General features: G+C 46.1%; 25 protein-coding genes and 1 tRNA gene. 8 read left to right on the top strand and 18 right to left on the bottom strand.

The features are described 5' to 3' along the window. Position 1 precedes the first annotated feature (1 nt). The gene (gene mrdA, locus QUE62_RS08945) at positions 2-1912 is read left to right on the top strand and encodes a penicillin-binding protein 2 (protein WP_286226786.1); all 1911 of its coding nucleotides are present in this window, start codon (positions 2-4) and stop codon (positions 1910-1912) included. Next, on the top strand, positions 1894-3045 hold the full coding sequence (gene rodA / locus QUE62_RS08950) for a rod shape-determining protein RodA (protein WP_286225391.1): 1152 nt from the start codon (positions 1894-1896) through the stop codon (positions 3043-3045). The genes mrdA and rodA overlap by 19 nt, the downstream gene beginning before the upstream one ends. 64 nt (positions 3046-3109) lie before the next feature. On the opposite strand, the gene QUE62_RS08955 is transcribed toward rodA, so the two are convergent. Together QUE62_RS08955 and QUE62_RS08960 are read right to left on the bottom strand one after the other, a co-directional pair. After that, a complete protein-coding gene (locus tag QUE62_RS08955) occupies positions 3110-3394 on the bottom strand; it encodes an HU family DNA-binding protein (RefSeq protein WP_108509234.1) in 285 nt (94 codons plus the stop codon). A gap of 124 nt (positions 3395-3518) precedes the next feature. Further along, complete coding sequence (locus QUE62_RS08960; protein ID WP_286223689.1) at positions 3519-3881, bottom strand: hypothetical protein; 363 nt, start codon at positions 3879-3881, stop codon at positions 3519-3521. Positions 3882-3941: 60 nt separating this feature from the next. Here QUE62_RS08960 and QUE62_RS08965 point away from each other — a divergent pair, with 60 nt between their 5' ends. The 3 genes from QUE62_RS08965 to QUE62_RS08975 are packed head-to-tail and all read left to right on the top strand — an operon-like array spanning position 3942 to position 5976. Continuing rightward, positions 3942-4337, top strand: a complete 396-nt coding sequence (locus QUE62_RS08965; RefSeq protein ID WP_286225393.1) for a c-type cytochrome — start codon at positions 3942-3944, stop codon at positions 4335-4337. Between the two features lie 14 nt (positions 4338-4351). Beyond that, positions 4352-5248: an aspartyl/asparaginyl beta-hydroxylase domain-containing protein gene (locus tag QUE62_RS08970; protein WP_286227517.1), complete on the top strand. Its 897-nt coding sequence runs from the start codon at positions 4352-4354 to the stop codon at positions 5246-5248. Continuing rightward, the gene (locus QUE62_RS08975; protein ID WP_286223691.1) at positions 5248-5976 is read left to right on the top strand and encodes a pseudouridine synthase; all 729 of its coding nucleotides are present in this window, start codon (positions 5248-5250) and stop codon (positions 5974-5976) included. Before QUE62_RS08970 ends, QUE62_RS08975 begins: the two co-directional genes overlap by 1 nt. On the opposite strand, the gene QUE62_RS08980 is transcribed toward QUE62_RS08975, so the two are convergent. Together QUE62_RS08980 and can are read right to left on the bottom strand one after the other, a co-directional pair. Beyond that, positions 5973-6266 (bottom strand): DUF1330 domain-containing protein, encoded by a 294-nt coding sequence (locus QUE62_RS08980; protein WP_286261619.1) that lies wholly within the window; start codon positions 6264-6266, stop codon positions 5973-5975. The two genes, QUE62_RS08975 and QUE62_RS08980, sit on opposite strands and share 4 nt — an antisense overlap. Next, the gene (can, locus tag QUE62_RS08985; RefSeq protein ID WP_286261621.1) at positions 6263-6931 is read right to left on the bottom strand and encodes a carbonate dehydratase; all 669 of its coding nucleotides are present in this window, start codon (positions 6929-6931) and stop codon (positions 6263-6265) included. The genes QUE62_RS08980 and can overlap by 4 nt, the downstream gene beginning before the upstream one ends. A gap of 74 nt (positions 6932-7005) precedes the next feature. Here can and QUE62_RS08990 point away from each other — a divergent pair, with 74 nt between their 5' ends. After that, a complete protein-coding gene (locus QUE62_RS08990; protein WP_286223694.1) occupies positions 7006-7833 on the top strand; it encodes a hypothetical protein in 828 nt (275 codons plus the stop codon). Positions 7834-7902: 69 nt separating this feature from the next. Here the strand turns inward: QUE62_RS08990 and QUE62_RS08995 are convergent, their stop codons facing one another. Both QUE62_RS08995 and QUE62_RS09000 read right to left on the bottom strand, forming a co-directional pair. Further along, positions 7903-8085, bottom strand: coding sequence for a hypothetical protein (locus tag QUE62_RS08995; protein ID WP_286223695.1), 183 nt, complete (start codon positions 8083-8085; stop codon positions 7903-7905). A gap of 155 nt (positions 8086-8240) precedes the next feature. Then, positions 8241-9233: an NAD-dependent epimerase/dehydratase family protein gene (locus QUE62_RS09000; RefSeq protein ID WP_286223696.1), complete on the bottom strand. Its 993-nt coding sequence runs from the start codon at positions 9231-9233 to the stop codon at positions 8241-8243. Positions 9234-9279: 46 nt separating this feature from the next. Between QUE62_RS09000 and QUE62_RS09005 the strand changes: the two genes are divergently transcribed. Continuing rightward, complete coding sequence (locus QUE62_RS09005) at positions 9280-9600, top strand: DMT family transporter (protein WP_286223697.1); 321 nt, start codon at positions 9280-9282, stop codon at positions 9598-9600. 13 nt (positions 9601-9613) lie between these two features. On the opposite strand, the gene QUE62_RS09010 is transcribed toward QUE62_RS09005, so the two are convergent. From QUE62_RS09010 to def, 12 genes are all read right to left on the bottom strand, one after another. Continuing rightward, on the bottom strand, positions 9614-10639 hold the full coding sequence (locus tag QUE62_RS09010) for an NAD(P)H-dependent flavin oxidoreductase (RefSeq protein WP_286261623.1): 1026 nt from the start codon (positions 10637-10639) through the stop codon (positions 9614-9616). A 30-nt stretch (positions 10640-10669) separates the two neighbouring features. Then, positions 10670-11434, bottom strand: a complete 765-nt coding sequence (locus tag QUE62_RS09015) for a methyltransferase domain-containing protein (protein ID WP_286261624.1) — start codon at positions 11432-11434, stop codon at positions 10670-10672. 204 nt (positions 11435-11638) lie between these two features. Next, a complete protein-coding gene (locus QUE62_RS09020; protein ID WP_286226793.1) occupies positions 11639-12037 on the bottom strand; it encodes an MAPEG family protein in 399 nt (132 codons plus the stop codon). A 113-nt stretch (positions 12038-12150) separates the two neighbouring features. Beyond that, positions 12151-12639, bottom strand: a complete 489-nt coding sequence (locus QUE62_RS09025; RefSeq protein WP_286225400.1) for a hypothetical protein — start codon at positions 12637-12639, stop codon at positions 12151-12153. Positions 12640-12751: 112 nt separating this feature from the next. Continuing rightward, positions 12752-12827: transfer RNA gene (locus QUE62_RS09030), tRNA-Phe, on the bottom strand. A gap of 91 nt (positions 12828-12918) precedes the next feature. After that, positions 12919-15279 (bottom strand): beta strand repeat-containing protein, encoded by a 2361-nt coding sequence (locus QUE62_RS09035; RefSeq protein WP_286261626.1) that lies wholly within the window; start codon positions 15277-15279, stop codon positions 12919-12921. 481 nt (positions 15280-15760) lie between these two features. Next, entirely contained in the window at positions 15761-16408 is a 648-nt protein-coding gene (locus tag QUE62_RS09040; RefSeq protein WP_286223728.1) for a response regulator, read from the bottom strand. Positions 16409-16410: 2 nt separating this feature from the next. Then, on the bottom strand, positions 16411-18690 hold the full coding sequence (locus QUE62_RS09045; RefSeq protein WP_286261628.1) for a sensor histidine kinase: 2280 nt from the start codon (positions 18688-18690) through the stop codon (positions 16411-16413). Continuing rightward, the gene (locus QUE62_RS09050; RefSeq protein ID WP_286223730.1) at positions 18690-19277 is read right to left on the bottom strand and encodes a DUF4390 domain-containing protein; all 588 of its coding nucleotides are present in this window, start codon (positions 19275-19277) and stop codon (positions 18690-18692) included. Before QUE62_RS09050 ends, QUE62_RS09045 begins: the two co-directional genes overlap by 1 nt. Further along, positions 19274-20545 carry a 16S rRNA (cytosine(967)-C(5))-methyltransferase RsmB gene (gene rsmB / locus QUE62_RS09055; protein ID WP_286226810.1) on the bottom strand — a complete coding sequence of 424 codons (1272 nt, stop codon included), beginning with the start codon at positions 20543-20545 and terminating at the stop codon, positions 19274-19276. Before rsmB ends, QUE62_RS09050 begins: the two co-directional genes overlap by 4 nt. A 172-nt stretch (positions 20546-20717) precedes the next feature. Further along, positions 20718-21704, bottom strand: coding sequence for a methionyl-tRNA formyltransferase (fmt, locus tag QUE62_RS09060; protein WP_286226811.1), 987 nt, complete (start codon positions 21702-21704; stop codon positions 20718-20720). Between the two features lie 10 nt (positions 21705-21714). Next, positions 21715-22230, bottom strand: coding sequence for a peptide deformylase (def, locus tag QUE62_RS09065; RefSeq protein ID WP_286261630.1), 516 nt, complete (start codon positions 22228-22230; stop codon positions 21715-21717). A 71-nt stretch (positions 22231-22301) separates the two neighbouring features. Here def and dprA point away from each other — a divergent pair, with 71 nt between their 5' ends. Further along, positions 22302-22997, top strand: a complete 696-nt coding sequence (gene dprA / locus QUE62_RS09070) for a DNA-processing protein DprA (protein WP_286261633.1) — start codon at positions 22302-22304, stop codon at positions 22995-22997. The last annotated feature ends 198 nt before the right edge of the window (positions 22998-23195 follow it).

Below are 23195 nucleotides of genomic sequence, written 5' to 3' on the forward strand. Positions count from 1 at the left end.
CATGTCCTCAATTAAAAAACCCGATCTCTATTCGTTTCAGGAGCGAGCGCGGATCGCAATCATCTTCGTAGGCGTCTGTTTTGGCTTACTCGTCGTCCGCTTATTTTGGTTACAAATTGTTAGTCACCAGCAATATTCAACGCTTGCTGAGAGTAATCGGATTGCGATTGTCCCAGTTCCCGCTAATCGTGGCTTACTGATTGATCGCAATGGCATTGTGATTGGACGTAATTATTCAGCGCTAACGCTAGAGGTGGACGCCTCTCAAATTAAAGGAAATGTTGATGATTTAATTAATCAACTATCTGAGATTATTCAGATTAGCCCAAGAGATCGTCGCAACTTTAAGCGCGCCTTGGAAGATTCTCGAAACATGGGTACTTTTCCATTACGCTCCATGTTGACTGAAGCTGAGATGGCTCGATTTCTAGCAAATCGCTATCGCTTTCCGGGTGTCGATGTCAGTGCACGTAATTTTCGTGAATACCCATACAACGAATTAGCCTCCCATCTGATTGGATACATTGGGCGAGTCTCACAAAAAGATAAGGAGCGGATGCAAAATGAGCTTGAGGCTACGAAAGGCAGTCAAGACCCTTATGCGCTTCAAGGCGCGTTCTTGCCTGGCATTCAATATGTTGGGAAGATTGGCATTGAACAAACGTATGAAAGGGTCTTACGCGGCGTTCCAGGCTACGACGAGGTTGAAATCACCGCTGGTGGCAAGCCTGTGCGCACTCTATCAAGTAGGCCATCCATCCCTGGCAAAAACGTCATTCTCTCGATTGACATTAAATTGCAAGCCTTGGTTGAACAGCTTTACGGTAACTATCGTGGGGCATTTGTCGCCATTGAACCTGAAACGGGCGATATTCTCGCCTTCGTTTCAAAACCGAATTTCAATCCCAATGATTTTGTCGAAGGCATTGATCCTGTGACTTGGAAGGAATTGAATGAATCCAAGGAAAAGCCGCTCTATAACCGACCTTTGAAAGGAATTTATCCTCCCGCATCAACCTATAAGCCCTTTATGGCACTCGCGGCCCTTGAGCTCAATAAGCGCAAGCCTGAAGATGCGATTGCCGATCCAGGGTTTTTTACATTTGGCAATAATACCTTTCGTGATATTAAGGTGGGTGGTCATGGGATGGTGAATATGGAGAAATCTCTAGTGGAGTCTTGCGATACCTACTACTACCTGTTAGCGCGCGACATGGGCGTCAACATGATGCATGATTTTATGAAGCCATTTGGCTTTGGTCAGCTTACAGGAATTGACCTGGAAGGAGAAGCAAAAGGCGTATTACCGTCGACGGAATGGAAAAAAACTGCTTTTAAGAAGCCTGAACAACAAAAGTGGTTCGAAGGCGAAACCATCTCACTCGGAATTGGGCAGGGATATAACGCGTTTACGATTTTGCAATTAGCGCACGGACTCGCCAATATGCTCAACTACGGTGTCGTGATGAAGCCTCACATTGCAAAGGCGATTGAAGATCCATTTACACGCCAAAAAGAACTCACAACACCCAAAGAAAGTTATCGCATTACCCTCAAACCCGAAAATGTTGAAATCATCAAAAAGGCAATGGCGGAAACCAATAAAACGGGTACATCAGCAGCATCATTCCGTGGCGCGGCCTACACCTCCGGTGGCAAAACGGGAACGGCCCAAGTCTTCAGTTTGAACTCAAAAAAGTATAACCATGCCTCAACCCCTGAGTTTCTGCGCGACCATGCTTTATTCGTGGCATACGCGCCTAACGACAAACCCAAAATTGCCATTGCAATGATCGTTGAAAATGCGGGCTTTGGCTCTACGCAAGCCGCGCCGATTGCTCGTAAAGCACTTGATTACTACATCGATGGTAAATGGCCTAAGGAGATTCCGGAATGGAAAAGAGTGCCTTAGTCCGACTCAAATTATTACTCTCGCAAGCCTTTAGTGGTTTTGATCCTCGTCTGGGCCTCATTTTCTTAGCCCTTGCCCTAATTAGTTTCTTTGTCTTTTTATCGGCAGGCCAGGGAACGCCCGTAGCGCTTATCGATCAGGTCCGCAACCTGCTAATTGCCTTTGTGATTATGTGGCTGGTTTCACAGATTCCGCCCAAATGGCTAGAGATAGCTGCGATTTGGGTATACGGCATTGGCATTGCTCTGCTAATTGCTGTTGCTCTTTTTGGATTGGTTAAAAAGGGGGCAAGGCGCTGGATTAATGTTGGTATTGTGATTCAGCCATCCGAGATCATGAAGATCGCGGTACCGCTGATGCTCGCCTGGTATTTCCAGAAACGCGAGGGCATTCGTTCGGGGTTTGATTATTTAGTGGCAGCGCTATTGTTGGCCTTACCAGTATTTTTGATTGCCCGTCAACCTGATTTAGGAACCTCTTTGTTGGTGCTTGCCTCTGGCCTTTATGTGATTATTTTGGCGGGCCTTCCTTGGCGTTGGATCATTCCTGTGGTGGCGATTGGCACAATTGCGATTCTTTTACTAGTTGTATTTAGTGGCAGCATTTGTGCTCCTGACGTCAATTGGCCATTGATTCGGGAGTATCAAAAAAATAGGGTTTGTACATTGCTAGACCCATCAAGCGATCCCCTTGGAAAGGGCTTTCATACCATTCAGGCCGTCATTGCGGTTGGTGCTGGTGGGTTTTTTGGCAAAGGCTGGCGCGAAGGAACTCAATCTCATTTGGAGTTTATTCCTGAAAAACATACTGACTTTGTGTTTGCCGTTTTTGCTGAAGAGTTTGGATTTCTTGGCAATGTTCTTTTGATCCTACTCTTTTTTGCACTGATTAAGCGTGGCTTGGCGATCTCAGTCAATGCACCTACTTTGTTTACGCGCCTCTTGGGAGGCGCTATCAGCATGATCTTTTTCACCTATGCCTTTGTCAATATCGGCATGGTCACTGGACTCCTACCCGTAGTAGGCGTCCCCCTCCCGCTCCTTAGCTATGGCGGCACAGCCCTTGTCACGCTTGGGTTTGGGGCTGGTATCTTGATGAGCATTCATCGCCATCGACGACTCGTACAAAGCTAAGTAGTAACAAAAAACGGCAATAAAAAACCCAGCCGAAGCTGGGTTGATAAGAGATTGCTCTCGATTACTTTTTACGCTTATTCACAGCGTCTTTAAATGCCTTGCCAGCAGAAAACTTCACAGTCTTGGAAGCGGCAATTTTGAGAGGTTCACCAGTTTTTGGATTGCGGCCCATGCGAGCAGCACGTTTGCCAGAAGCAAATGTTCCAAAACCAATTAATTGCACCGAGTCACCTTTGGTTACTGCTTTGATGATGTGCTCAATAGCAGAATTCAATGCGTACTCTGCTTTTGCTTTAGAAATCTCGGCATCGTCAGCAATTGCTGCGATTAAGTCTGCTTTATTCAAGTGAAGCTCCTTGTTGATTGTTCATTGTGTCGCGCACATGCGCTGACGCAATTGTAAACACAAAATGTTATAAAAATAAATAATCTTTTGAAAAAAATTGGCCGCGGAGCCTTTTAGGATATGACTAATCCAAAACGACCAAGTCAACGACAAAATACTGGGTTTCTGCAAAACAATTCGTCGGTAAACCAACGTGCTGCTCATACTGCAATGCAACTTTACGCCCCATATTGGCGTTAATCTTATTGGCAACGGCATCATCACGCACCGAAAAGAAGAACTTTTCAGACATGGTTCCTGGCATCGAGACCATCGCTAACTCGCCTTCCCAGGTCTTACAGAGCCAGCCCCGTTTAGAGAACTTTTGCACATAGCCGGCTCGTTCGCCCTCCGCATAGCTCCAATGAAGCATTAAATAGGTATAGCCGGCAGTTAAAACGCCGCCAATCAGAATTAAAATAAGGAGTGATCGAAAGAAACGTGCCATATAAGTTACTGAATTAAAAAGCTATCTTACTGGATTAAATTGACCAAAGAGGATGAGTTCATGATGCGCCCCATTACAGCTTCGTATTTATTTAGCGTCAGCACCTTGCTTATATTTCCAGGTGTCTCATTGGCCAACACGGGTGAGTCGACTTATCAGCAAGTTTGCGCCAGCTGTCATACTCCCGGAGTGGCGGGGGCTCCGAGGCTGGGCGACAAAGCAAAATGGGCAAAGCTAATTAAAGAAGGTCAGGTTCAGATTACGGCCCATGGCTACGTTGGGGTTCGTGGCATGCCCGCCAAGGGGGGGAAGCCGGATTTGAGCGCCAGTGATTTTGCGGCATCGGTTGTCTATATGGCCAATCAGGCGGGTGCAAACTGGAATAATCCAGATGATGCCATGTTGAAAAAAATCGATGCGGAAATCCAACGTCGACAGGCACAGCTTCGTAAATAGGAATCGGCATGGAGATTCGGCATAGTATTTTTCTGGTCTTTTTGGGGTCGGCACTATTTATTTATTTTCGGGGTAAGGTACGCTTTGGTCTATTGCGCTCCCTCACTGATTATGTGGTGTTATTGGCGCCCATCAACACATTGATTTATTTGTTTTCAAAAGTAGGACGTAGCGCCTACCTACCCGTTAATCAATTCCCAGAATTACAGCCCCTAAAAGATCGCTGGCAAATCATCCGGGATGAAGCCTTGGCGCTTCAAGATAGCGGGCAAATTCGTCAAGCAACTGGCTATAACGATATTGGCTTTAATTCGTTTTTTCGTACTGGCTGGAAGCGTTTTTATTTATATTGGTACGGCAAAGATCTCCCGTCGGCCGAAGAGTCCTGCCCCCAAACAGTAGCGCTCCTTAAATCGATCCCAAGCATCAAAGCGGCTATGTTTGCTTCATTGCCGCCTGGAGCAAAATTGGTTCGCCATCGGGACCCCTATGCCGGATCATTGCGCTACCACTTAGGGCTTGTAACCCCAAACAGCCCAAAGTGTTTTATTGATGTCGATGGTGAACCCTATTATTGGAAAGATGGCGAAGCGGTTGTATTTGACGAAACCTACATCCACTTTGCGGCCAACAATACTGAACATCAACGGATTGTCTTGTTTTGCGATATTGAAAGGCCATTGCATACCAAAATCATGCGAAGCTTTAATCGCTGGTTTGGTTTACAAGTGATGAGTGCGGCAGCCTCACAAAATGTTGAGGGCGAGTCACTCGGTTTTGTGAATGTTCTCTTTACCTATTTTTATCGGCTGCGGATGCAGGCCAAAAAGCTGAAGGCCTCACACCGAGGGATCTATTACATTGCTAAGTGGGTGTTAATTATTGGCCTTATTTGGTTGATTTTTTGGTAATGGAAAAAATTCGGGTTTCTAAACTACTATCCGAACGTGGTTTGTGTTCAAGGCGGGAAGCAGATGCTTATATTGAACAGGGACTGGTAACCGTTGACGGAGAGGTTGTTCAAGAATTAGGTACGCGAGCCTTTCGGCATCAAACGATTGAGTTACGCTCTGGCGCTAAACGCCAACAAGAGCAACGCCTCACGATTTTGCTTAATAAGCCAGTAGGCTATATTTCGCACTTAGATGATGAAGAGCAATATAAGCCAGCAGCGTCCCTCATCGTCCCTGAAAATCAATATGCGAACGCACCTCAACGAACCGAGCGCACCATCTTTAAAAGTCTCGCCCCTGCTGGACGGCTTGATATTGATTCCTCAGGTTTATTAGTACTTACCCAAGATGGGCGGATTGCCAAGCTATTAATCGGCGAGGATAGCCCGATTGAAAAAGAGTATCTGGTTCGTGTCAGCGGCAAATTGTCGGATACGGGTTTGCGCTCTTTGCAGCATGGGCTATCGCTTGATGGTAAGGCACTAAAACCAGCCAAAGTAAGTTGGCAAAATGAAGATCAACTTCGTTTTGTATTACGGGAAGGTCGTAAACGACAAATTCGTCGCATGTGTGAGCTCGTTGGGCTCACTGTTGTTGGTCTAAAACGAATCCGCATTGGCCAAATAAGTCTCGGATCACTGCCAAGCGGGCAGTGGCGCATCTTAGGCAAAGAAGAGCGCTTTTAGACCACCAGGGGGAAAAGTGTCAATTGCATTGCTCGCTCACGCACTGGAAGCAATGCTGCGTATTCAGGGCTGCCGGCCCAGCGCTTTGCATCCTCTAGACTTGAAAAACTAAGCTCAACAAAGGTATCAAACGGCTCCGAATTTAACTGGTTCCAAAAAGGATTTTGGCAAACCCCTCGGCGTATTAACTTTCCGCCATAGAGCTCAATGGTTGTACTAACCTGGGCACGATAGTCATCAAAGTCTATCGGGCTCTTAATTTTAAATATTCCGATTACGTGAATGCTCATAGTGGTCCTGAATTCATCAGTTGTGCATGATATCGATCATGAAGCTCTTGGGGATTAGAGATGCTGGTATGAAGGTCTTTGAGTAAGCCATCATGCAATCGATAGATACATCCATGAATTGAAATGATCTGACCCTTTGCCCAAGCATCTTGCACAATATTAGTTTGTCCAATATTGATCACTTGCTCCAATACATTAAGCTCACAGAGGCGATCTAACCGAGCATTCTCCTCCTCAATGGTACAAAGCTCATGATGATGCTTATCGTGTACATCTTTAATGTGTCGAATCCAGTTATCGGCGAGTCCAATGCGAGTGTTATTCATGGCAGCAGCAATTCCTGAACAACCGTAATGGCCAACCACAATAATATGCTTAACTTTTAGGCGATCAATTGCGAATTGAATGACCGACAGCGCATTGAAATCGGTATGAACGACAATGTTCGCGATGTTGCGATGAACAAATACCTCACCAGGCTTAAGTCCGACGATTTGATTGGCGGGGACCCGCGAATCCGAACATCCAATCCACAGATACTCGGGATTTTGCTGATCAACCAATCTTGAAAAATAATCTGGATCAGCTTTTGTCACCGATTCGATCCACTGGCGATTTTGCTCAAACAGTCGCTCTAGATCGGGCTTCGAATTGTGATTACCCATTTTTATACCTTTGGTGGCAATGAAGTCTAATATACAAGATCTTGTTATTCCCTCATATATATGTCAATGAAGTTATGAGAATTTGTAGAACTCTATTCTGTGTATTTTCTTTTTTGTTTACTCAGTGCAGCTTTGCTCAAGATGAAGATACTGCGGGAGAACCAGATAATCTCTTAAGACTAAAAACTGATTCGTTTAATTACAGCAAGGATTCGATTTTAGAGTTATGGGTTTATCAAAATGGATATGGTGATGGCAATCTGAGCGATATTTATCGACTTCGATTCTATCAACCACTATCGATTAATCAATGGAAGGGCATGATGCGGATTGACACTGCCTACAACTCCACTTGGGGGCCAGCAGCCCCAGGTCAAAGTAGTGGTCAATTTAGTGCAGGTAATACGATGCTCACCATCTGGGGTATGCCACCTGATTTTTTCCCCAAATGGAATCTAAACCTAGGCGGTCGAATTATTTTTCCGTTCGGTAATAATGGTCAGTGGGCGGTTGGCCCACAAGTGAGCGCATCATTTGTGCCGCAATCGCCCAGTCAATCTCTACTATCTGATTTTTCTCCGCTTGTTCGCTACATGTATGGATTTGATAGCAAAAATAATTCATTTGCAGTTAATCCATCGCAACCACCGTTATTGCGATCGCTGCAACTTTTTCCAACCGTAGGCCTGCAATTAACTCCAAGAACTCAAATCCGCTTTTGGGATGAAAACGGGATTCTGTATAACACCGCAGGTGGTGGTTGGTTTGTACCACTTGATGCGATGGTGACACACTCCATCAGCAAACATCTTTTATTTGCCGTTGGGGCCAGTAAGCAAGTAGTTCAAACCTTTAAGTCCTATGATTGGTCCATCTATGGAAAGGTTTCCTTGCGATTTTGAGCAATTTCTCTCTATTTAATGGATAACAAAAAACCACCCGAAGGTGGTTTTTGTTTGAAAAAAGAGTGCTTAAGCCGCGGCTTTATTACCAGCCCCTAAAAATTCAACAATTTTCTTGGCAGTTTCAATATAGCGCTCATTCATTTTGCGGTATTGAGCTAATTCAGCCATTAATGGGTTCTCAACCTGCTCAAAAGACGCATCCTCATAACCGGGGTGATACGGCGCTTCATCAACCAGCTTGCTATTCATAGATCCTCCAAAAGTAAAAAAATAATTAGATGGAATCAATGTAGCATAGGAAATTACAAAATAAATCTATATAAATCAGAAGCTTATGTTATTAGCATTACTTACGGATGGGTTTTTTGTAAGGCCTGTTTCATTTTTCAGCACACCATTTCGTATTACGAAATATTCAGCGATTTATTGGCGCCCTTCTCAATTGCCGCCATCCCCTCAGCCACCGAATATAGAGCGCGGTAGTCAAATGCAATTTTTGCCTTATTCATGGAGACGGAAAATGGATAGCCCATAGTACGCACTGCTTCACGTACAAGTGGTGGGTCTCCTTTGAGTGGCAAATAATTCCATCCATTTTCTGTAAATCGTGCCAAAGGCCAAGCAAGCGATAGTGGGATCGATAGGGTTGGTACTGCATAGCCGCTGGCCTCAAGTCGTGCACTCAGAAATTCGCGCAGGGTCATTTGCTCCTCATCCCGAATAAAAAATGCTCCGCTAGGAACATTTGCTATAAGAACTTGCAAGACTGCTTGGCATAAATTGCCGATATAACAGGTGGAATAGGGATAGCGACCGTGACCAAACCAACCAAACTGTCCACGATCTGCCGCGGGTCCGATTTGGCGATCGATGATGTCTCCATTACCCCAAACCAAGGCGGGTCGCAATGCGATTGCGGTAAAACGCTCTGATGCGCTCGATAGCACCAATTGTTCAGCTTGTGCTTTTGAGTGAGCATAATGCAATGAATCTTGATGGCAAATTGGCACGTCTTCTGTAGCATTTTCGATCGGCACCGAGTCATTGAGCGCCACATTTGCACAGCTCATGTAAATAAATTTACCAACGCCCACTTGAGTCGCAGCCTCAAGCAGTCGTTTCGTCAACTGAATATTCAGCCTCTGATAGAGCGATTTGGGACCCCATAGCCCAACGTGGGCCGCACAATGAATCACGCAATCGTGACCACGAACCAAGGATTGCAAATCATTCGTCGACAGAAGATCGATCTGGGTCGTATTGACCCCACGCTGATTTAAAGATTTCGCATCCGCCTCAGATCTGGCGGTGCCACTGATCGAGTAACCCTCCTCTAATAGGCGACTTACTAAATGCCGCCCAATAAATCCCGTGGCGCCAGTGATCAATATTTTCATCTTTGCTATGCTAGCGTAATTCACATACATGGATGATTAATTACTCTTGAGTATTTACTGGATCTCACTACTTCTCGCTGGTGCTTGTGAAATAGGCTGGCCCTTAGGTTTGAAACTCGCCGATCTTCCCAATATGAAAATTTGGGGCATTGGTATTGCTGTAATCAGCATGGCCCTTAGTGGGGTGCTGCTTTGGTACTCACTAAAGGAAATTCCGATTGGAACCGCCTATGCAGTTTGGACATCGATTGGAGCTGTGGGTACGTTTACTCTCGGAGTCTTAGTTTTTGGTGACCCTAATATTCCGATTCGCTGGATTGGTGTTGCGCTAATTTTGCTTGGGGTGATCCTGCTAAAAATGGGCTGATGCTTAATGCTTTCTAGCTCACAAACTCAATTTGCAACGCTTTCATGAGCTCACCAACTGTAAGAGTTCGGGCTTTATAAAAAGCGCTGCCAGCCCATAGACTCTGATGCTCTGCATTATGTGAGCGGGCTGCTGCTTGGCGTAATTGGCCAGTGAGTGTATTTTGGATTGGGAACGGTAATGTCGACTTAGCATCCATGTGGCGAGTAAACGTATTCTCAACCCCCCGAGCCCAGCGCCCCGAGAAGCCTTTTGTAAAAATACTTGGTCGCGGATTCTCATCTAAGAGAAGGGCCTTATATTCAGAAGAGGCTCCCGATTCAGGGCAACACAAAAATGCGGACCCCATTTGCACAGCACTTGCTCCAAGATCCAAGGCCTTTCGAATATCACGGCCATTCATCATGCCGCCGGCTGCAACCACCGGGATAGTGCAGCGCTTGCCCAATTGATGCAAAAGATCAAATGTTGATAAACGCTCATCAGGACTATCGATCTCAAATGTTCCGCGATGGCCGCCCGCCTCAATGCCTTGAGCAACAATAAAGCTGGCACCCGCTTGCTCAATCTTTAGCGCCTCCTCAAGACTGGTTGCTGTAATTCCGATGGCGATACTAAGCGCCCTGGCCCGCTGCATAACCCATTCAGGCGGGATACCAAAATGAAAACTAAGAACCGCTGGCTGCAACTGCCAAACAGGCTCTAATTGCGTTTCAAGGTCGGGGCAAAAGGGTGGTTTTGGAACAACGAAATCAATATCAGGAGTCAATTCTTGAAGAAGCTCAATTACCTGCCCTATCGTTTTTGAATCAGGTAATTCGGCACTTGGAAATATGAAAAAGTTGGCATTAATCGGGCCTTGCGTTAATGACTGTGCAAGCTTTAGGTCGTGGCCAATTGTTTCGGGCGAACTATAAGCAAAACCGAAGCTTCCTAAACCGCCCGCATTAGAAACCCCCGAAACCAAGGCTGGGGTGGTAATGCCCCCAGCCATTGGCGCCTGAATCACAGGGATAGAAAGATTGGCGAATGAAAACATACTCTATCAATCCACCATGAATACAGCCAGCTAAAGTCGCTTGCCAACAACGACTAATTTGGGGTCTCCATTGAGAGTGCCCCGCATTTGAGATCCATTCACTTGTCCATTAAACGAATATTTTTTTCCATTGCCCTCAAAATCAAACCGAATCCCATCCCCCCGAATTCGGCCATCCTCAAATGCAATCGAGCGCTTACCTTGTGAGGTAATGCTGCCATCAAAGAACTGCTTTTTCTGGATAAACCGAATTGCGGTTTTATCTAAACCAGGCAAACCCGTAAACTCCCATGTGCCATCAATATTTGCGGGCACGATCCATAAATAAATGGTTTCATTTAATGTGCCAATCGTGGTCTCACTTAATCTAACGGATACCTCTTGATCAGGAATCCAAGATTCCATCCGAAATGTATTGGAAACCACTCGAGTCCCAGGTTTCATCTTCAAAATCGTTGGCATCAGTCTTAAATTTAGGCTTTCACCCAAAAATAAAGTTAGAACTGTTGCTGATGAAAAGTCTTCTACAAAAATATCGCCCTGTTTAAAGGTCACCAAGTTTTGTACATTCTCACGAATCGCATTGCGCTTTGATAGCGCAACCAAATCGGGGTTGTATTCAATTCCAACGGCACGAACACTATAGCGCTTGGCTGCTTGTATTGGAATGACGCCATCACCCGAGCCAAGGTCATAGACTATATCACCAGGCTTTACTTGCGCTAGTGCCAGCATCTGCGTTGCTGTATCAACCCTCGTGGGTACCCACATAATGTCTTTTCCGTGGGCGGCCATTCTCAATTGAAATTGGTCATCTCCATAGTTATGTAACGCGCAACCGGTTAACAGTGAAATGGTGGATATGATGATGGCTAAAAGGCGCATAAATGTCCCAAAGGTTATTTTTGAGCATTGTATGGGGAAGCCATCTACCCGGAGACAATAACCCTCTAGTTTTTAGGTTGAGCCAGTCAATAGTGTTTATTTAAAACAGAGCGCCTAAATCATCAATTGATAGAGGGTCCAACATAAATTCAAGACCACTAGGGCAATTAATGTATTGAATGTAAATTTCATGCCGAGCACACGCAAACTGAAATCTGGAGGCGGAGTATTGATACCTTTAGCGTGAATTAAACGTCCAATAATCAGAAAAATTCCTGGCGCAAGAACTAACCACCACGGTGCTCCGTTTAACTCCAAACAGGCAATCATAATAATTCCGAAAGGGACATATTCGGCAAAATTGCCCTGTGCACGAATTGCCCTCTCCAAGTCCTCGTAGCCTCCACTACCCAAGCCAACCTTATTCTTTCTGCGCAAACTAATCACATTGAAAGATAGCTTAATAAAAATAATGGTCAGAGTAGCAGCAATGATGGAGGTTACTAGTAGCATGTTGAGATCCTAGATAAGCTAAAGACGTTAACGTAACCCCAAAAGATCTAGAAGAGTGGCATATGGTTAATATTTTGATAAGTCGGTATTAAAAATCCTGTGACTTCTCTGAACTAATTAGAACTAGATTCAGGGCTTTGGTTAACCGCTCTTATATTGCGATAAGTTCGCATCATATCCATCATTACGGCCGTGCTCCAAGCAAAACAAAAAAGACTGCTCATAGAGAGAACCACAGCAAGAATGCGATATCGGCTTGGTAAATTTGAAACGGCCCCCTCTGCCCCAATAGTCGTGTAAATACTACCAATCACAAAAATTGCATGATCAATACTGGTTGCTACTCCATGCTTTAGTCCCAATATAGAAAGTATTCCAATTTCACTTAAATGAATTAAGGCAAGGGCGGATAGGCCCATGAAGAAAAAAATTTCCATTCTGAAGTATTGATTTTTGGCAATCAGTGTTTTAGCGTGCCGGTGATATATAGATTGAGCACCCCACAAACATAGTCCGTGATACACGATTAGTATGAAAAAGACTACGATAAATCCGATCAACAAACCAAAGGAAGATAAATCATCAATTGAAATTTCTCTCATTGCGAGCTCTCCAATATGTAATTCTTGTCGCTTATTACACCATTAAATGCTGATGAAACTCTTGTTTGCTGTGTAAAAAGAAAAACCACCCGAAGGTGGTTTTGATGCATTTTGGTGGCCCGGGGCGGAATCGAACCACCGACACAAGGATTTTCAGTCCTCTGCTCTACCGACTGAGCTACCAGGCCACGGAAGAGTGCTCATTATACGCAAACTGGGTAAGGAGGCTTAAACCAATCGGATTCGTGCCCACGTATTTGTTTGTCTTTTAAGAGGACACTACAAACCAATGGTGTATGTGGCTAGAACTGTAGTGGTGGATACGGCTTGGAATGGCTCTTGGCGATAGATACCAGTAATACCAATGCGTTGGTTCTTGAGGATGTCGTAGTAACCACCGACTGTGGCAGTGGGTCTAGTCTTTACTGGATTGGGATTGAAGTTCACTGGGGTTAAGCCAGTAATGCCAGTGGCTGAGTAGGAACCATTACTAGTATTAGTATCGGTTTCCACTCCCGCGCTGGCAAAGAGCGTAGTTTTTGGAATGCCACGGTATCTTGCTTCTGCTCCTGCCAAGGCAGTGGTGGCATTGGTGTTCAGCGCCGAGTAGGTCAACGGTGTCGTCACAGCAGAGCTCGTGGCTTCGGTATAACCACCCATATTGTTCTGTGTATAGCGCACCCCAGCATAAGGGGACACAACCACATCAGGAAGAACAGCAAAGCCATACTTAGCGACCACTTGGGCACCTTGGCTGATGAGTTTTGAGCTACCACTACCTGCTTCACTTAAGCCTACGATTTGTCGAGTGATCGTGGTGTCCTTTTGACCATAAGCCGCTGACACTTTGACTTCAGCTCCCACACCGTCCGGTCGTTGGCTCCACACACCAAAGAGTCCAATCATGGGAGTGCTATTACCGAGTTTTACTGTACCCGGGCCATTCACGGACAAGTTTTGGTCCACCCAGGCACCAATCCGGCTATTGTTCTTGTTTAATCGGTAAGAAGCAATCAAGAGGCCACTGGTGTTGTTAATCCCTTGGGCTTGTACCGTAGTATTGCGACCACCGGCGCTTACACAAATACCACGCCGATCAAATAGGGAGCAATCGTAGGTAAAGCCGTTCACCATCACGGAATTTTGAAGGGTGAAGGTGCCCTGGAGTACCGAGGCGGTGTTGACGAGGGATTGTTGGGTTCCCATGAGGGAGGCGCCCGTAAATACCAGATCAATGGCGCTACCATTCTCAACCAATGACCAAGTCATATTGTCATAGGTTCCAGATCTAGTTCCGCTGGGTAGGGCTGTTCCACTAAGAACGCTGCCATAGGTTCGTAAAGTAATAAATGGGGCGCCATAGATACCGAAGTTGGTGATGGTGCCAATCGGAGAACTAACGGCTAACTGTCCATAATAGCTAGCACTATTAATAATAATGTTGTAGTTGGTCGGAAGAACGCCTCGGTAAGTTAATGCGGTGGTTGCAGGCGATGATGCATTACCGCCCTGGGCATTGTTGAGCGTAGTTAGAACATTAACACTCGCTATTCCATATGCCAATCCGTTTACGCCGGATGATACGGCAGTAATCGATCCAGTATTTGTAATTGTCGAAAACGTACCGCCATCCCAAATACGAATTCCATAAGCAACGCCATCAGTATTTGTAGTAGTGGCACGAATAGCGCCTGAGTTTAAAAATGATGTTACCGTGCCGCCAAAGGCAGCTCGTATACCAACGGCCGAACTACCCAGTCCTGATGCGGTTACTGTAATATTGCCCTGGTTACTTAATGTGGTGATCGAACCTGTATTAAGAATGCCGTAGTTAACGCTGTAGGCAGCTCCTGTTCCATTATCAGTAACGGAAATTGTCCCTGAGTTGTTTAGTGTTGAAATGGTTCCGGTATTTCTGATTGCACTGCCGTTATCTCCAGCAGAGGCCGAACCGGAATTATCAAGTGATGTAATAGTAGCGCTATTATTAATTCCGACTCCGCCAGCCCCAGTAGAAATTGTGCCCGAGTTATTCAGCGTAGTTATCAAACCATCGTTAGAGTTATCTATTGCATAGGGAAGGGTGGGGTTTGAACGACCAGCTGAAATTGTTCCAGTATTACTCAACAAAGAAATCACACCGCCTGCATTACCAATAGCAATCGCACCGTTACCCACTGAGATTGTTCCGCTATTAACAAAGTTGGCAATAGTGGTTGTACGAGGCTGATATTCAAGATAGATGCCAACAGCACTTCCCCCAAACGAACCCCCTGAAGCAATGGAGCCTGAATTTGTTATGGAGTTTATGGTACTTCCTGACTGAATATAGATACTTGATTGATTATTGCTTGACGAAATGGTTCCATTAATATTTAGGGATGTTGTTGAGCTATTAGTCGAGTTCAAAATTGCTTGGTTACCAGAGACCGTCGCTCCGGAATTAATTGTTACTACTCCGGCAGAATCTAAAACCAATTGCTCACAATCTACACTTATAGTAGCGTTTTCTCCGCCGGTAACCGAGGTGCACGGAGCAGAATGTGCCGCATTTGAAAAAAGACAAAAGAATGAAATACCAATTTGAAAAGATACAAAAAATAACTTTTCAGATAATGCTGAAAATTTAGATGGTGCCATATACCCTTTTAATAAAAATGCTTCTAATACGTCGCAAACAGATAAGAAAATGATTTGGGCTTAAGAATAATTTATCCCGATGGTTAATGGTATATTTTTTCTTAACTTTTTTTTGATAACGATTCGCCAATAAATCTATTAGGTAAAAGCTTTAGGAGTTTCATTAACAGCTCCTTTTCGATACACGATTTACAAAAATCTAAGCAAAAATGTCTGGCTTTCCCTGCGCAACTAGCGCCCTAGATCTGGGGATTGGGTAACCCAAAAGCTGGTGGGTAGGCGTGGAAATCGTCTATCTTTTACTATGGCCGCTAATTTAGCCGTATAAGTATATGTCCTTTAAAAAACATTTTGTAGCACACCCGATTTTTACTATGCCTAGATCTTTGAAATTGCGGTGGGATTTCCGTGAAAACGGATCAGCAGTCCTCTGCTCTACCAACTGCGCCACCTGGCCAAGAATTAGAGGCTCTTGGGCAAGCTACTCTTGCTTTTTGGTGACATCAATACCAAGTGCTTTTAGCTTGCGATAGAGATGGGTTCGCTCAAGGCCAGTGAACTCTGAGATACGGGTCATGCTACCCCCCGTGACCACCATTTGGTATTCAAAATAGGCCTTCTCAAAGAGATCGCGCGACTCACGAAGTGGCAGGGAGTAGTAGCTTTTTGCAATTCCGCTAATGTATTCATCCTGATTCGTAGTTTTAGGTAAATCAATTGATTTGGGCTGGGCTTGAGGTTCTAGTTCGTCTGGTTTTTTCAGGGGAGCGCGCTCAAGAGCCTTGCTGACTGTCTTTAAAAGCTTCTGGAGCGCGATGGGCTTTTCCAGAAAATTAAGGGCGCCAATACGTGTTGCTTCAACAGCCGTATCAATAGTTGCATGACCAGACATCATGACCACTGGCATCGTTAGCAAATTATCTCGAGCCCACTCTTTTAATAAAGTGATGCCGTCAGTGTCTGGCATCCAAATATCGAGGAGTACCAAATCGGGCTCCATTTGCTCTCGCACTGCTCTTGCCTGATTGGCACTCTCAGCGGGATATACCGTATGACCCTCTTCGGTCAATATCTCGTGTAATAACTCACGGATGCCCATCTCATCATCAACTACCAAAATGCTCGCCATCGTTAGGTCGCCTCTTTAGCAAGCTTTACAAACAAAATAGATACTTGGGCGCCCAATACATCGTCTCCTTGTTTGCGATTACGGATCTCAATTTTTGCACCATGATCATCAATAATTTTTTTCACGACCGCCAATCCCAATCCAGTTCCCTTAGCCTTAGTTGTTATATAGGGCTCAAATGCTCTTGCTAATATCTTAGCCTGAAAACCAGGCCCACTATCAGTAATCGTCATGCGCACTGCAGATCTATTTTGATCGGCATCTTGAATTTGCACAAGCTCCGTTGTGATCTCGATAAGTTGTTGAGGACGATTGGTTTCTAAACTAGCATCTTGAGCGTTTTGTAAGAGATTATGAATTACTTGCCGTAATTGCGTTGGGTCGCCCATGACCCGCGGGCACCTGGAATCCAAACGAACCTCGATGTTGCTGCCCTCATACAAACCCATCACCTCTTGAATCAAACCATTTAAATCAAGGCTTCCCAAGGTTGGGCTAGGGGTCTTAGCAAAATCCCTGAACTCATTAACCATCTGCTTCATGGCTTGTACTTGACCAATAATAGTATTAGTGCTGCGCTCGATCATCTCGTCTTGGTCGGGGCTTAATTTGCCAACGAGCTTTTGCTGCAGGCGCTCTGCCGATAACTGAATTGGCGTGAGTGGGTTCTTAATCTCATGCGCCAAGCGCCTGGCGACTTCACTCCATGCGATCGAACGCTGTGCCGCAATCACGTCACTAATATCATCAAACACAATCATCTTTAGGCTGGGGGAAAGTTGGGTTCCACGTACAAATAGGGTTGAGCCAAGATCGTTCTCGTACTCATTAACAGGGTGTACCTGAATTTGCTTTTGCCAAACTAGCTCGGCTTTGTTAGCTTCCCCTGTTTTGGCAGAGGTAATTAAATTTTGGGTAGCAAAGCCCTCACGGACTGCGCCATCAAACTCAGCCAGCTCAGCAACCGAGTTAAGGGGCTTACCAGTAATGGGCAACAGGTCTTGCCCCAAAATCTTAGCCGCCCCGGGATTGCTAGATGCCAAATTAAAGTTGTTATCAAAGATACAAACGCCGGCTGTTAAGTTGCCCAGTACGGTCTCCAAAAACGACTTTGATTCCTGGAGCGAATCGCGCGCATCCGAGAGCTGCTTGGTCATGACATTAAATTGACGGGTCAGCATGCCCAGCTCATCACCAGTATCAAGTTCAGGCTTGGGGCTTAGATCGCCCTGTGCGACCGCCTGGGTTCCACGTAAAAGCATTAACAGCGGTTGCGCCAACTGACGACCTAAGAGAAGTGCCAAAGTCACTGCAACAAATAGAGCAAAAAATAGTGTGAGAGTGAGCGTGCCGATATACATCTTGCGTAGCCCAATACGCCCCAGTGCTTTCTCTTGGTATTCGCTATAGGCAGACTCAACCGCATAAATATTTTTGGCTAATGGCTCCGGAATGAATCGAACCAGCTGCAAGAAGTACTTATCGTCGACGTATCGTGAGGCACCGGTCTTGGTTGGAACCGCTTTTTGGCGAACAATGGGGACGATTGCGCGCACGCGGTATCCAGGCTGCCCCTTGGTAAGCTCAATTTCATCGAGGAAGGTGATGCCGTTTTTCTGAAAGGCCTCAGCTACGACCTCGGCACTGGGCGCCGGGAAAAATTGTTTCGGTCTGGATTCAGTGCTGAGAATCAAGGTGCGCTGCATATTAAATAAGCTCACCTCCTGTATCCCAAACTGATTGCGTATCTTGGCAATCATGCTTCCCACCTGTTCGGAGCTCGTGCCCGGCGGAACCTGAACTACCTGTTCCGCAATAAACTTTCCCTCCGCCAGAATTTCTTCTTGGGCAATGCGCAAGGTCACGCGTCCTAATTCCAAGCCGGAGTTCAGAGCAGACTCCACCTTGACGTCAAACCAGGTCTCAATACTTTTTGAAACGAATTGCCACGATACGCTATACAAAATAAGGCCTGGCACTACCCCAACCAAAGCAAAAATCATGGCGAGCTTCGCAATTAAACGCGTACCAAATCGACCCTTGCGCCAACGAATGCTAATAACCACCACCAAAATAATGATGGTGAGTAAGAGCAAGATACCCACCACAATATTGGCGGCATACAACCAAATGAAATATTGATCAAAGAACTCAGTATTGGATGTAGCGGTTGATAAGAGAAGCAGCAAAATCAAGGCAATCAGACCGCTTAATAAAGTAACCAGCGGCAAGGCTCTGCGCTTAATAAAGTCTTTATTGCTGAGGGTAAATACAGGGCTCATTATTTACGCCCCGATACAGAGGTCATCGATGCGTTAAACGGAAAGCGCAACCACTCTCCGCTTAAAGACCAGTCTCGACTATTGAGCGCGTCCACCTGAAAAGGTTTTGGTAGCTTTCCAAGATCTAAGGTCATTCGTAGCGCAGCCTCGTATTGCTTATCGGCATCAATCGCTGCAGCCTCAATCACGCTCCAGCCACCAATCGTGCCAGCGATGCGCAATGCCTCCACTAATGAGCTCGCATTTAATGCCAACCCTCCAGCATTGATGCGGTATTGATTAATCAGTGGTTGATGCGATAGGCGAACTTGACGCTGAACATTGACCGCTTTTTCATCAAACCAATACCAACGACTGCGGGTTAATTCAAACTGAACCAGGAAATGAAGTGTTACCCCTTTTTTTAGGGCATTTTCTAGGCCGGGTGGTAATTCAATTCCAAAATTGGCGTTTAATAACCAAGCGCTTTCAACCTTTTCCAACTCTGCCTGCTTCACCTTGATGACTTGTGCTTGGGCAGGGCCAGTCACGCACACCGCGATCAGGCAAGCCAGTCCCCACAAAGAATGTCGTAAGAAGGTGGTCATGGTTGATGCTTTTTTAATAAGCCATAAAAAAATCCATCGTGATACTCGCTTGGCAGTAACTGGCCTGGTGCTTCTAATCGTAAAGCATTTGGGTGGTCTTTCACAAACCGGGCGATCTGCTCTTCGCCCTCTTCAGGAAAAATAGAGCAGGTTAGATAAAGCAAGGTGCCGCCATTCTTTAGCATTGCCCAGGCATTCTCAAGAATGACTCGTTGAGTCTTGACCAAGCGCGCAAGGTCCTCAGATCTGCGTAAAAAAACAATGTCAGGATGACGGCGCACAATTCCAGATGCGGAACAAGGAACGTCCAAAAGAATCTTGTCAAATAAATTGCCGTCCCACCAATCCTGTTGACCGGCATCGCCTGTCATTACGCGCACTTGATCATTAAGAAGCCGAAGTCGAGTAAGCGTATGCACTATTTTCTTTGCACGGTCTGCATCGATCTCCAGCGCAATCAATTCTGCGGGTTTAGCGTCAATTGTCTCTAAAAGATGTGCGGTCTTTCCTCCGGGAGCAGCACATGCATCTAGCAGCCGCTCGCCTTTCTGTGGGCTAAGTAGAACTGGAGCAAGCTGAGCCCCGGCATCCTGAACGGATACAGCCCCCTTCATAAACTCGGGCAACTGGGAAACCGGTAGCGGGACATCAATGATCACCGCGCTCTCCAACGGGACACCAGCGAGCTCAGCAATGGTTTGATAGGCAATGCCCGAACCCTCTAACTTCAAACCATAATCAGCACGCGTATTGACCATTTGATTGACCCGCAAGGTGAGCGGGGGTAGCGATTGTTGATGGCTACAAATGCTCTCCCACTGTTCTGGGTATGCTTTCCGAATCCGCCCTAACCACCAATCTGGGTAAGGAAGTCCAAACTGAATGTTCGGAGCGCCATTGTTTTGCACTGCAGTGGCGACTTTGCGCAATACAGCATTGATTAGCCCTTGGGCATGCCTTGTCTTAGGCGACATCCCGCCCGCCTTCACTGCCTCATTCACAATCGTTGGAACCGCGTATTGGTTTTGAGCGCGCCCTTGATTCATGATCAGCATTGCTGCAACCGTCAGGAGCACATCAAGTTCCTTGCTTGGCTTTTTACTCACATACTTTGAAGTGAGCGCTTGGGAGCGATTCCAATTGCGCAAGGTTGCATAGGCTAGGCTTTGGATTGCAGGTCGCTCTGTTTCATTCAATTTATCGAGCAGCGTACTTAATGAACGCCCCTCGTGCACAACTTGCATCACGATTTTTTTAGTCTCCAGCATTAGCTGGGCGAGAGGGGCGCTGCGTTTAGCGACCCCATCATGATTGGAGATCTTAGACAGGATGGCTTCCCGTTCGCGCCATCTTCATCAGGATCGCTGTGCTGACTAAATTAAACATGACTTTATTTCCATTATTTTCAAACAGGCCAACCTGAAATCCGCTCAAGACTTCTTAGGAAAAACATTGCGTCTTCTCTTTGGGCCTTCCAAAAAACCACTGCCGACCTGTGATCTTTTTACCCCCAGCATTTTGTACCTCAAGAAGCTCAATCGCGCGATCTCCGCATTGGACCAGAACCCCTTGCTCACCCTCTCCCAAAATCGTGCCGGGTCTTGTATCAACTGCGTCTTTTGAGGTCTTCGGAATACGAGTAAGCCAGACTTTTACAAGCTCACCCTCAAGCTCTGTGCTTGCGCCAGGCGCTGGATTGAGCGCGCGCACCTTGCGATCAATCAGCTCGGCTGCGCTCGACCAATCCAGTTTTGCCTCACTCTTCAGAATCTTATGCGCATAGGTCACCCTATTTGGGTCCTGAGGATGCAATATTAAGTCGGTAGTATCAGCAATTAATTTCAAGGCCTTAACAATTAACTCACCCCCCAGTTGGGCCAAACGGTCGTGGAGAGTTTGAGTAGTATCGTCATTTGTGATCAACAATGCTTCGTCGATTAAGACAGGGCCAGTATCTAAACCTGGCTCCATTTCCATAATAGCTACTCCGGTCTTGGTATCACCCGCCTCTATCGCTCGCTGAATGGGGGCCGCCCCGCGCCAACGTGGCAGTAGCGAAGCATGAATATTAAAACAGCCCCTGCGACCCGAACGCTTTGCCATATCCAAGAATGCTGCAGGCAAAATGAGGCCGTAGGCAACCACAACGATTACCTCGAAATCCATCCGGTCTATTGCGGCTAGTGTCTGCTTGGCCTCCTCTGACAGCTTTTCATCCTTATTCTGCAAATGCAGGCTTTGTGGTTGCAGCACCGGAATATGGTTGGCCTTCGCAAGACGTTTGACCGGGCTCTCTTGTAATTGCAAACCGCGTCCCGCAGGACGATCGGGCTGAGTTAGAACAGCCACCACTTCGTGACCCGCTGAAAGTATCGCGGCCAATGCGGTAGCGGCAAAGTCTGGGGTGCCGGCAAAAATAATTTTCATGATGTCTCGCTTAGCGAAGACCAACCATTTCTTTTGCCCGCTTTTTGAGTTTTGCTGAAATCCGACTCTGTTTTAAGGGTGACAAATACTCAACAAATACTTTGCCCTGCAAGTGATCCATTTCGTGTTGCAGACAAACTGCCAATAAACCATCGGCTTCAAGCTCAAATGCCTTACCATCTTGGTTTAACGCCTTCACTCGAATTCGCTCAGGGCGCTCTACCTCATCAAAAAATTCAGGAACGGATAAACATCCTTCGCGCCATGATTTCTTTTCAGGGCTTGCCCACACCACCTCTGGATTAATAAATACCATTAACTGATCCCGCTCCTCAGAGGTATCGATCACAATAATGCGCTCATGAATATCGACCTGAGTGGCCGCAAGCCCAATCCCTGGTGCCTCATACATGGTTTGTGCCATGTTCGCGACAATGGTTTGAATTCGCTCATCTACTGCAGCTACCGGCTTGGCAATCTTATGCAAGCGTGGGTCAGGGTAATGAAGGATGGGTAAGACAGCCATATTCCAATTATCTTACAAACAAATCCGTTTGGCCCTCTAGTGAAGCCTTTTTACTATCGCAACAATGAGGGATGCACAAGCAACTCCAAGCAAATGCCGATTTTCAAATTCAATCGATTACACAAGGCTCTTCGTTTTATCCAAAACGCTTATTGGATCTGAGCGACCCACCAAAAAGGCTTTTTTATATTGGGGACATTGGGTTACTGACACAGCCGATGTTGGCGGTGGTGGGGGCGCGTAAAGCCTCACCCTCTGGGCTCTTATTAGCGCAGCGCTTTTCCAGTGCACTGGGTCTTGCCGGATATCACATCATTTCTGGGATGGCTTACGGGATTGATGGCGCCGCACACCGAGGCATCTTGGACATCGGGGCAAGCTGTAAAACCATTGCGGTTTGCGGTAGCGGGCTCGATCGAACCTATCCACCCGAACATCGCGAATTGGCCAGGCGTATTGCCACCAATGGCCTACTACTCTCAGAATATCCTCCGGGAACCGGCCCAAAAGGCTTTCATTTTCCAAGGCGTAATCGACTCATCGCCGCTCTATCTTTAGGTGTTGTGGTGATTGAGGCGGCCCAGAAATCTGGATCCCTAATTACAGCTTATCAGGCAAGCTCCCTCGGAAGAGAGGTTTTCGTTTTGCCTGGACCGATTACATCACCCCTTTTTGAAGGGTCTCACCAACTGATTCAGGAGGGGGCGAAATTAGTTAGGAGTGTTCAGGATGTGCTTGAAGAATTGCCTAATGTCCGCCCCCATTGAGAGTAAATCGATTTAACTTATTGAATTTAAACAGTTTTATCCTATCTTGTGCTTATGGATGCCGGGATTTGTTTGACTTTTTACAAAGACCTAGGCTAATAATAAAAAAGGGGTGAAGACGAGCTCTTTTAAAAAACCGTTTAAATTAGTCTTCCTTTTGGCCCTAATAGGGGTGCAAAAAACTTATCTTGATTAGGC

This window comes from Polynucleobacter sp. HIN9 (assembly GCF_030297635.1).
Taxonomy (GTDB): Bacteria; Pseudomonadota; Gammaproteobacteria; order Burkholderiales; family Burkholderiaceae; genus Polynucleobacter.

Coding starts and splice junctions, on each gene's coding strand:
- QUE62_RS09050 (WP_286223730.1), bottom strand. CDS start 19,277: ATGACCACCTTCTTACGACATTCTTTGTGGGGACTGGCTTGCCTGATC.
- QUE62_RS08990 (WP_286223694.1), top strand. CDS start 7,006: ATGAGAATTTGTAGAACTCTATTCTGTGTATTTTCTTTTTTGTTTACT.
- QUE62_RS09015 (WP_286261624.1), bottom strand. CDS start 11,434: ATGGCCGCCCACGGAAAAGACATTATGTGGGTACCCACGAGGGTTGAT.
- dprA (WP_286261633.1), top strand. CDS start 22,302: ATGCACAAGCAACTCCAAGCAAATGCCGATTTTCAAATTCAATCGATT.
- QUE62_RS09020 (WP_286226793.1), bottom strand. CDS start 12,037: ATGCTACTAGTAACCTCCATCATTGCTGCTACTCTGACCATTATTTTT.
- QUE62_RS09025 (WP_286225400.1), bottom strand. CDS start 12,639: ATGAGAGAAATTTCAATTGATGATTTATCTTCCTTTGGTTTGTTGATC.
- QUE62_RS09035 (WP_286261626.1), bottom strand. CDS start 15,279: ATGGCACCATCTAAATTTTCAGCATTATCTGAAAAGTTATTTTTTGTA.
- rsmB (WP_286226810.1), bottom strand. CDS start 20,545: ATGCTGGAGACTAAAAAAATCGTGATGCAAGTTGTGCACGAGGGGCGT.
- QUE62_RS09000 (WP_286223696.1), bottom strand. CDS start 9,233: ATGAAAATATTGATCACTGGCGCCACGGGATTTATTGGGCGGCATTTA.
- QUE62_RS08995 (WP_286223695.1), bottom strand. CDS start 8,085: ATGAATAGCAAGCTGGTTGATGAAGCGCCGTATCACCCCGGTTATGAG.
- QUE62_RS08975 (WP_286223691.1), top strand. CDS start 5,248: ATGGAAAAAATTCGGGTTTCTAAACTACTATCCGAACGTGGTTTGTGT.
- QUE62_RS08960 (WP_286223689.1), bottom strand. CDS start 3,881: ATGGCACGTTTCTTTCGATCACTCCTTATTTTAATTCTGATTGGCGGC.
- fmt (WP_286226811.1), bottom strand. CDS start 21,704: ATGAAAATTATTTTTGCCGGCACCCCAGACTTTGCCGCTACCGCATTG.
- can (WP_286261621.1), bottom strand. CDS start 6,931: ATGGGTAATCACAATTCGAAGCCCGATCTAGAGCGACTGTTTGAGCAA.
- QUE62_RS09040 (WP_286223728.1), bottom strand. CDS start 16,408: ATGGCGAGCATTTTGGTAGTTGATGATGAGATGGGCATCCGTGAGTTA.
- QUE62_RS09010 (WP_286261623.1), bottom strand. CDS start 10,639: ATGTTTTCATTCGCCAATCTTTCTATCCCTGTGATTCAGGCGCCAATG.
- def (WP_286261630.1), bottom strand. CDS start 22,230: ATGGCTGTCTTACCCATCCTTCATTACCCTGACCCACGCTTGCATAAG.
- QUE62_RS08980 (WP_286261619.1), bottom strand. CDS start 6,266: ATGAGCATTCACGTAATCGGAATATTTAAAATTAAGAGCCCGATAGAC.
- QUE62_RS08965 (WP_286225393.1), top strand. CDS start 3,942: ATGATGCGCCCCATTACAGCTTCGTATTTATTTAGCGTCAGCACCTTG.
- mrdA (WP_286226786.1), top strand. CDS start 2: ATGTCCTCAATTAAAAAACCCGATCTCTATTCGTTTCAGGAGCGAGCG.
- rodA (WP_286225391.1), top strand. CDS start 1,894: ATGGAAAAGAGTGCCTTAGTCCGACTCAAATTATTACTCTCGCAAGCC.
- QUE62_RS09045 (WP_286261628.1), bottom strand. CDS start 18,690: ATGAGCCCTGTATTTACCCTCAGCAATAAAGACTTTATTAAGCGCAGA.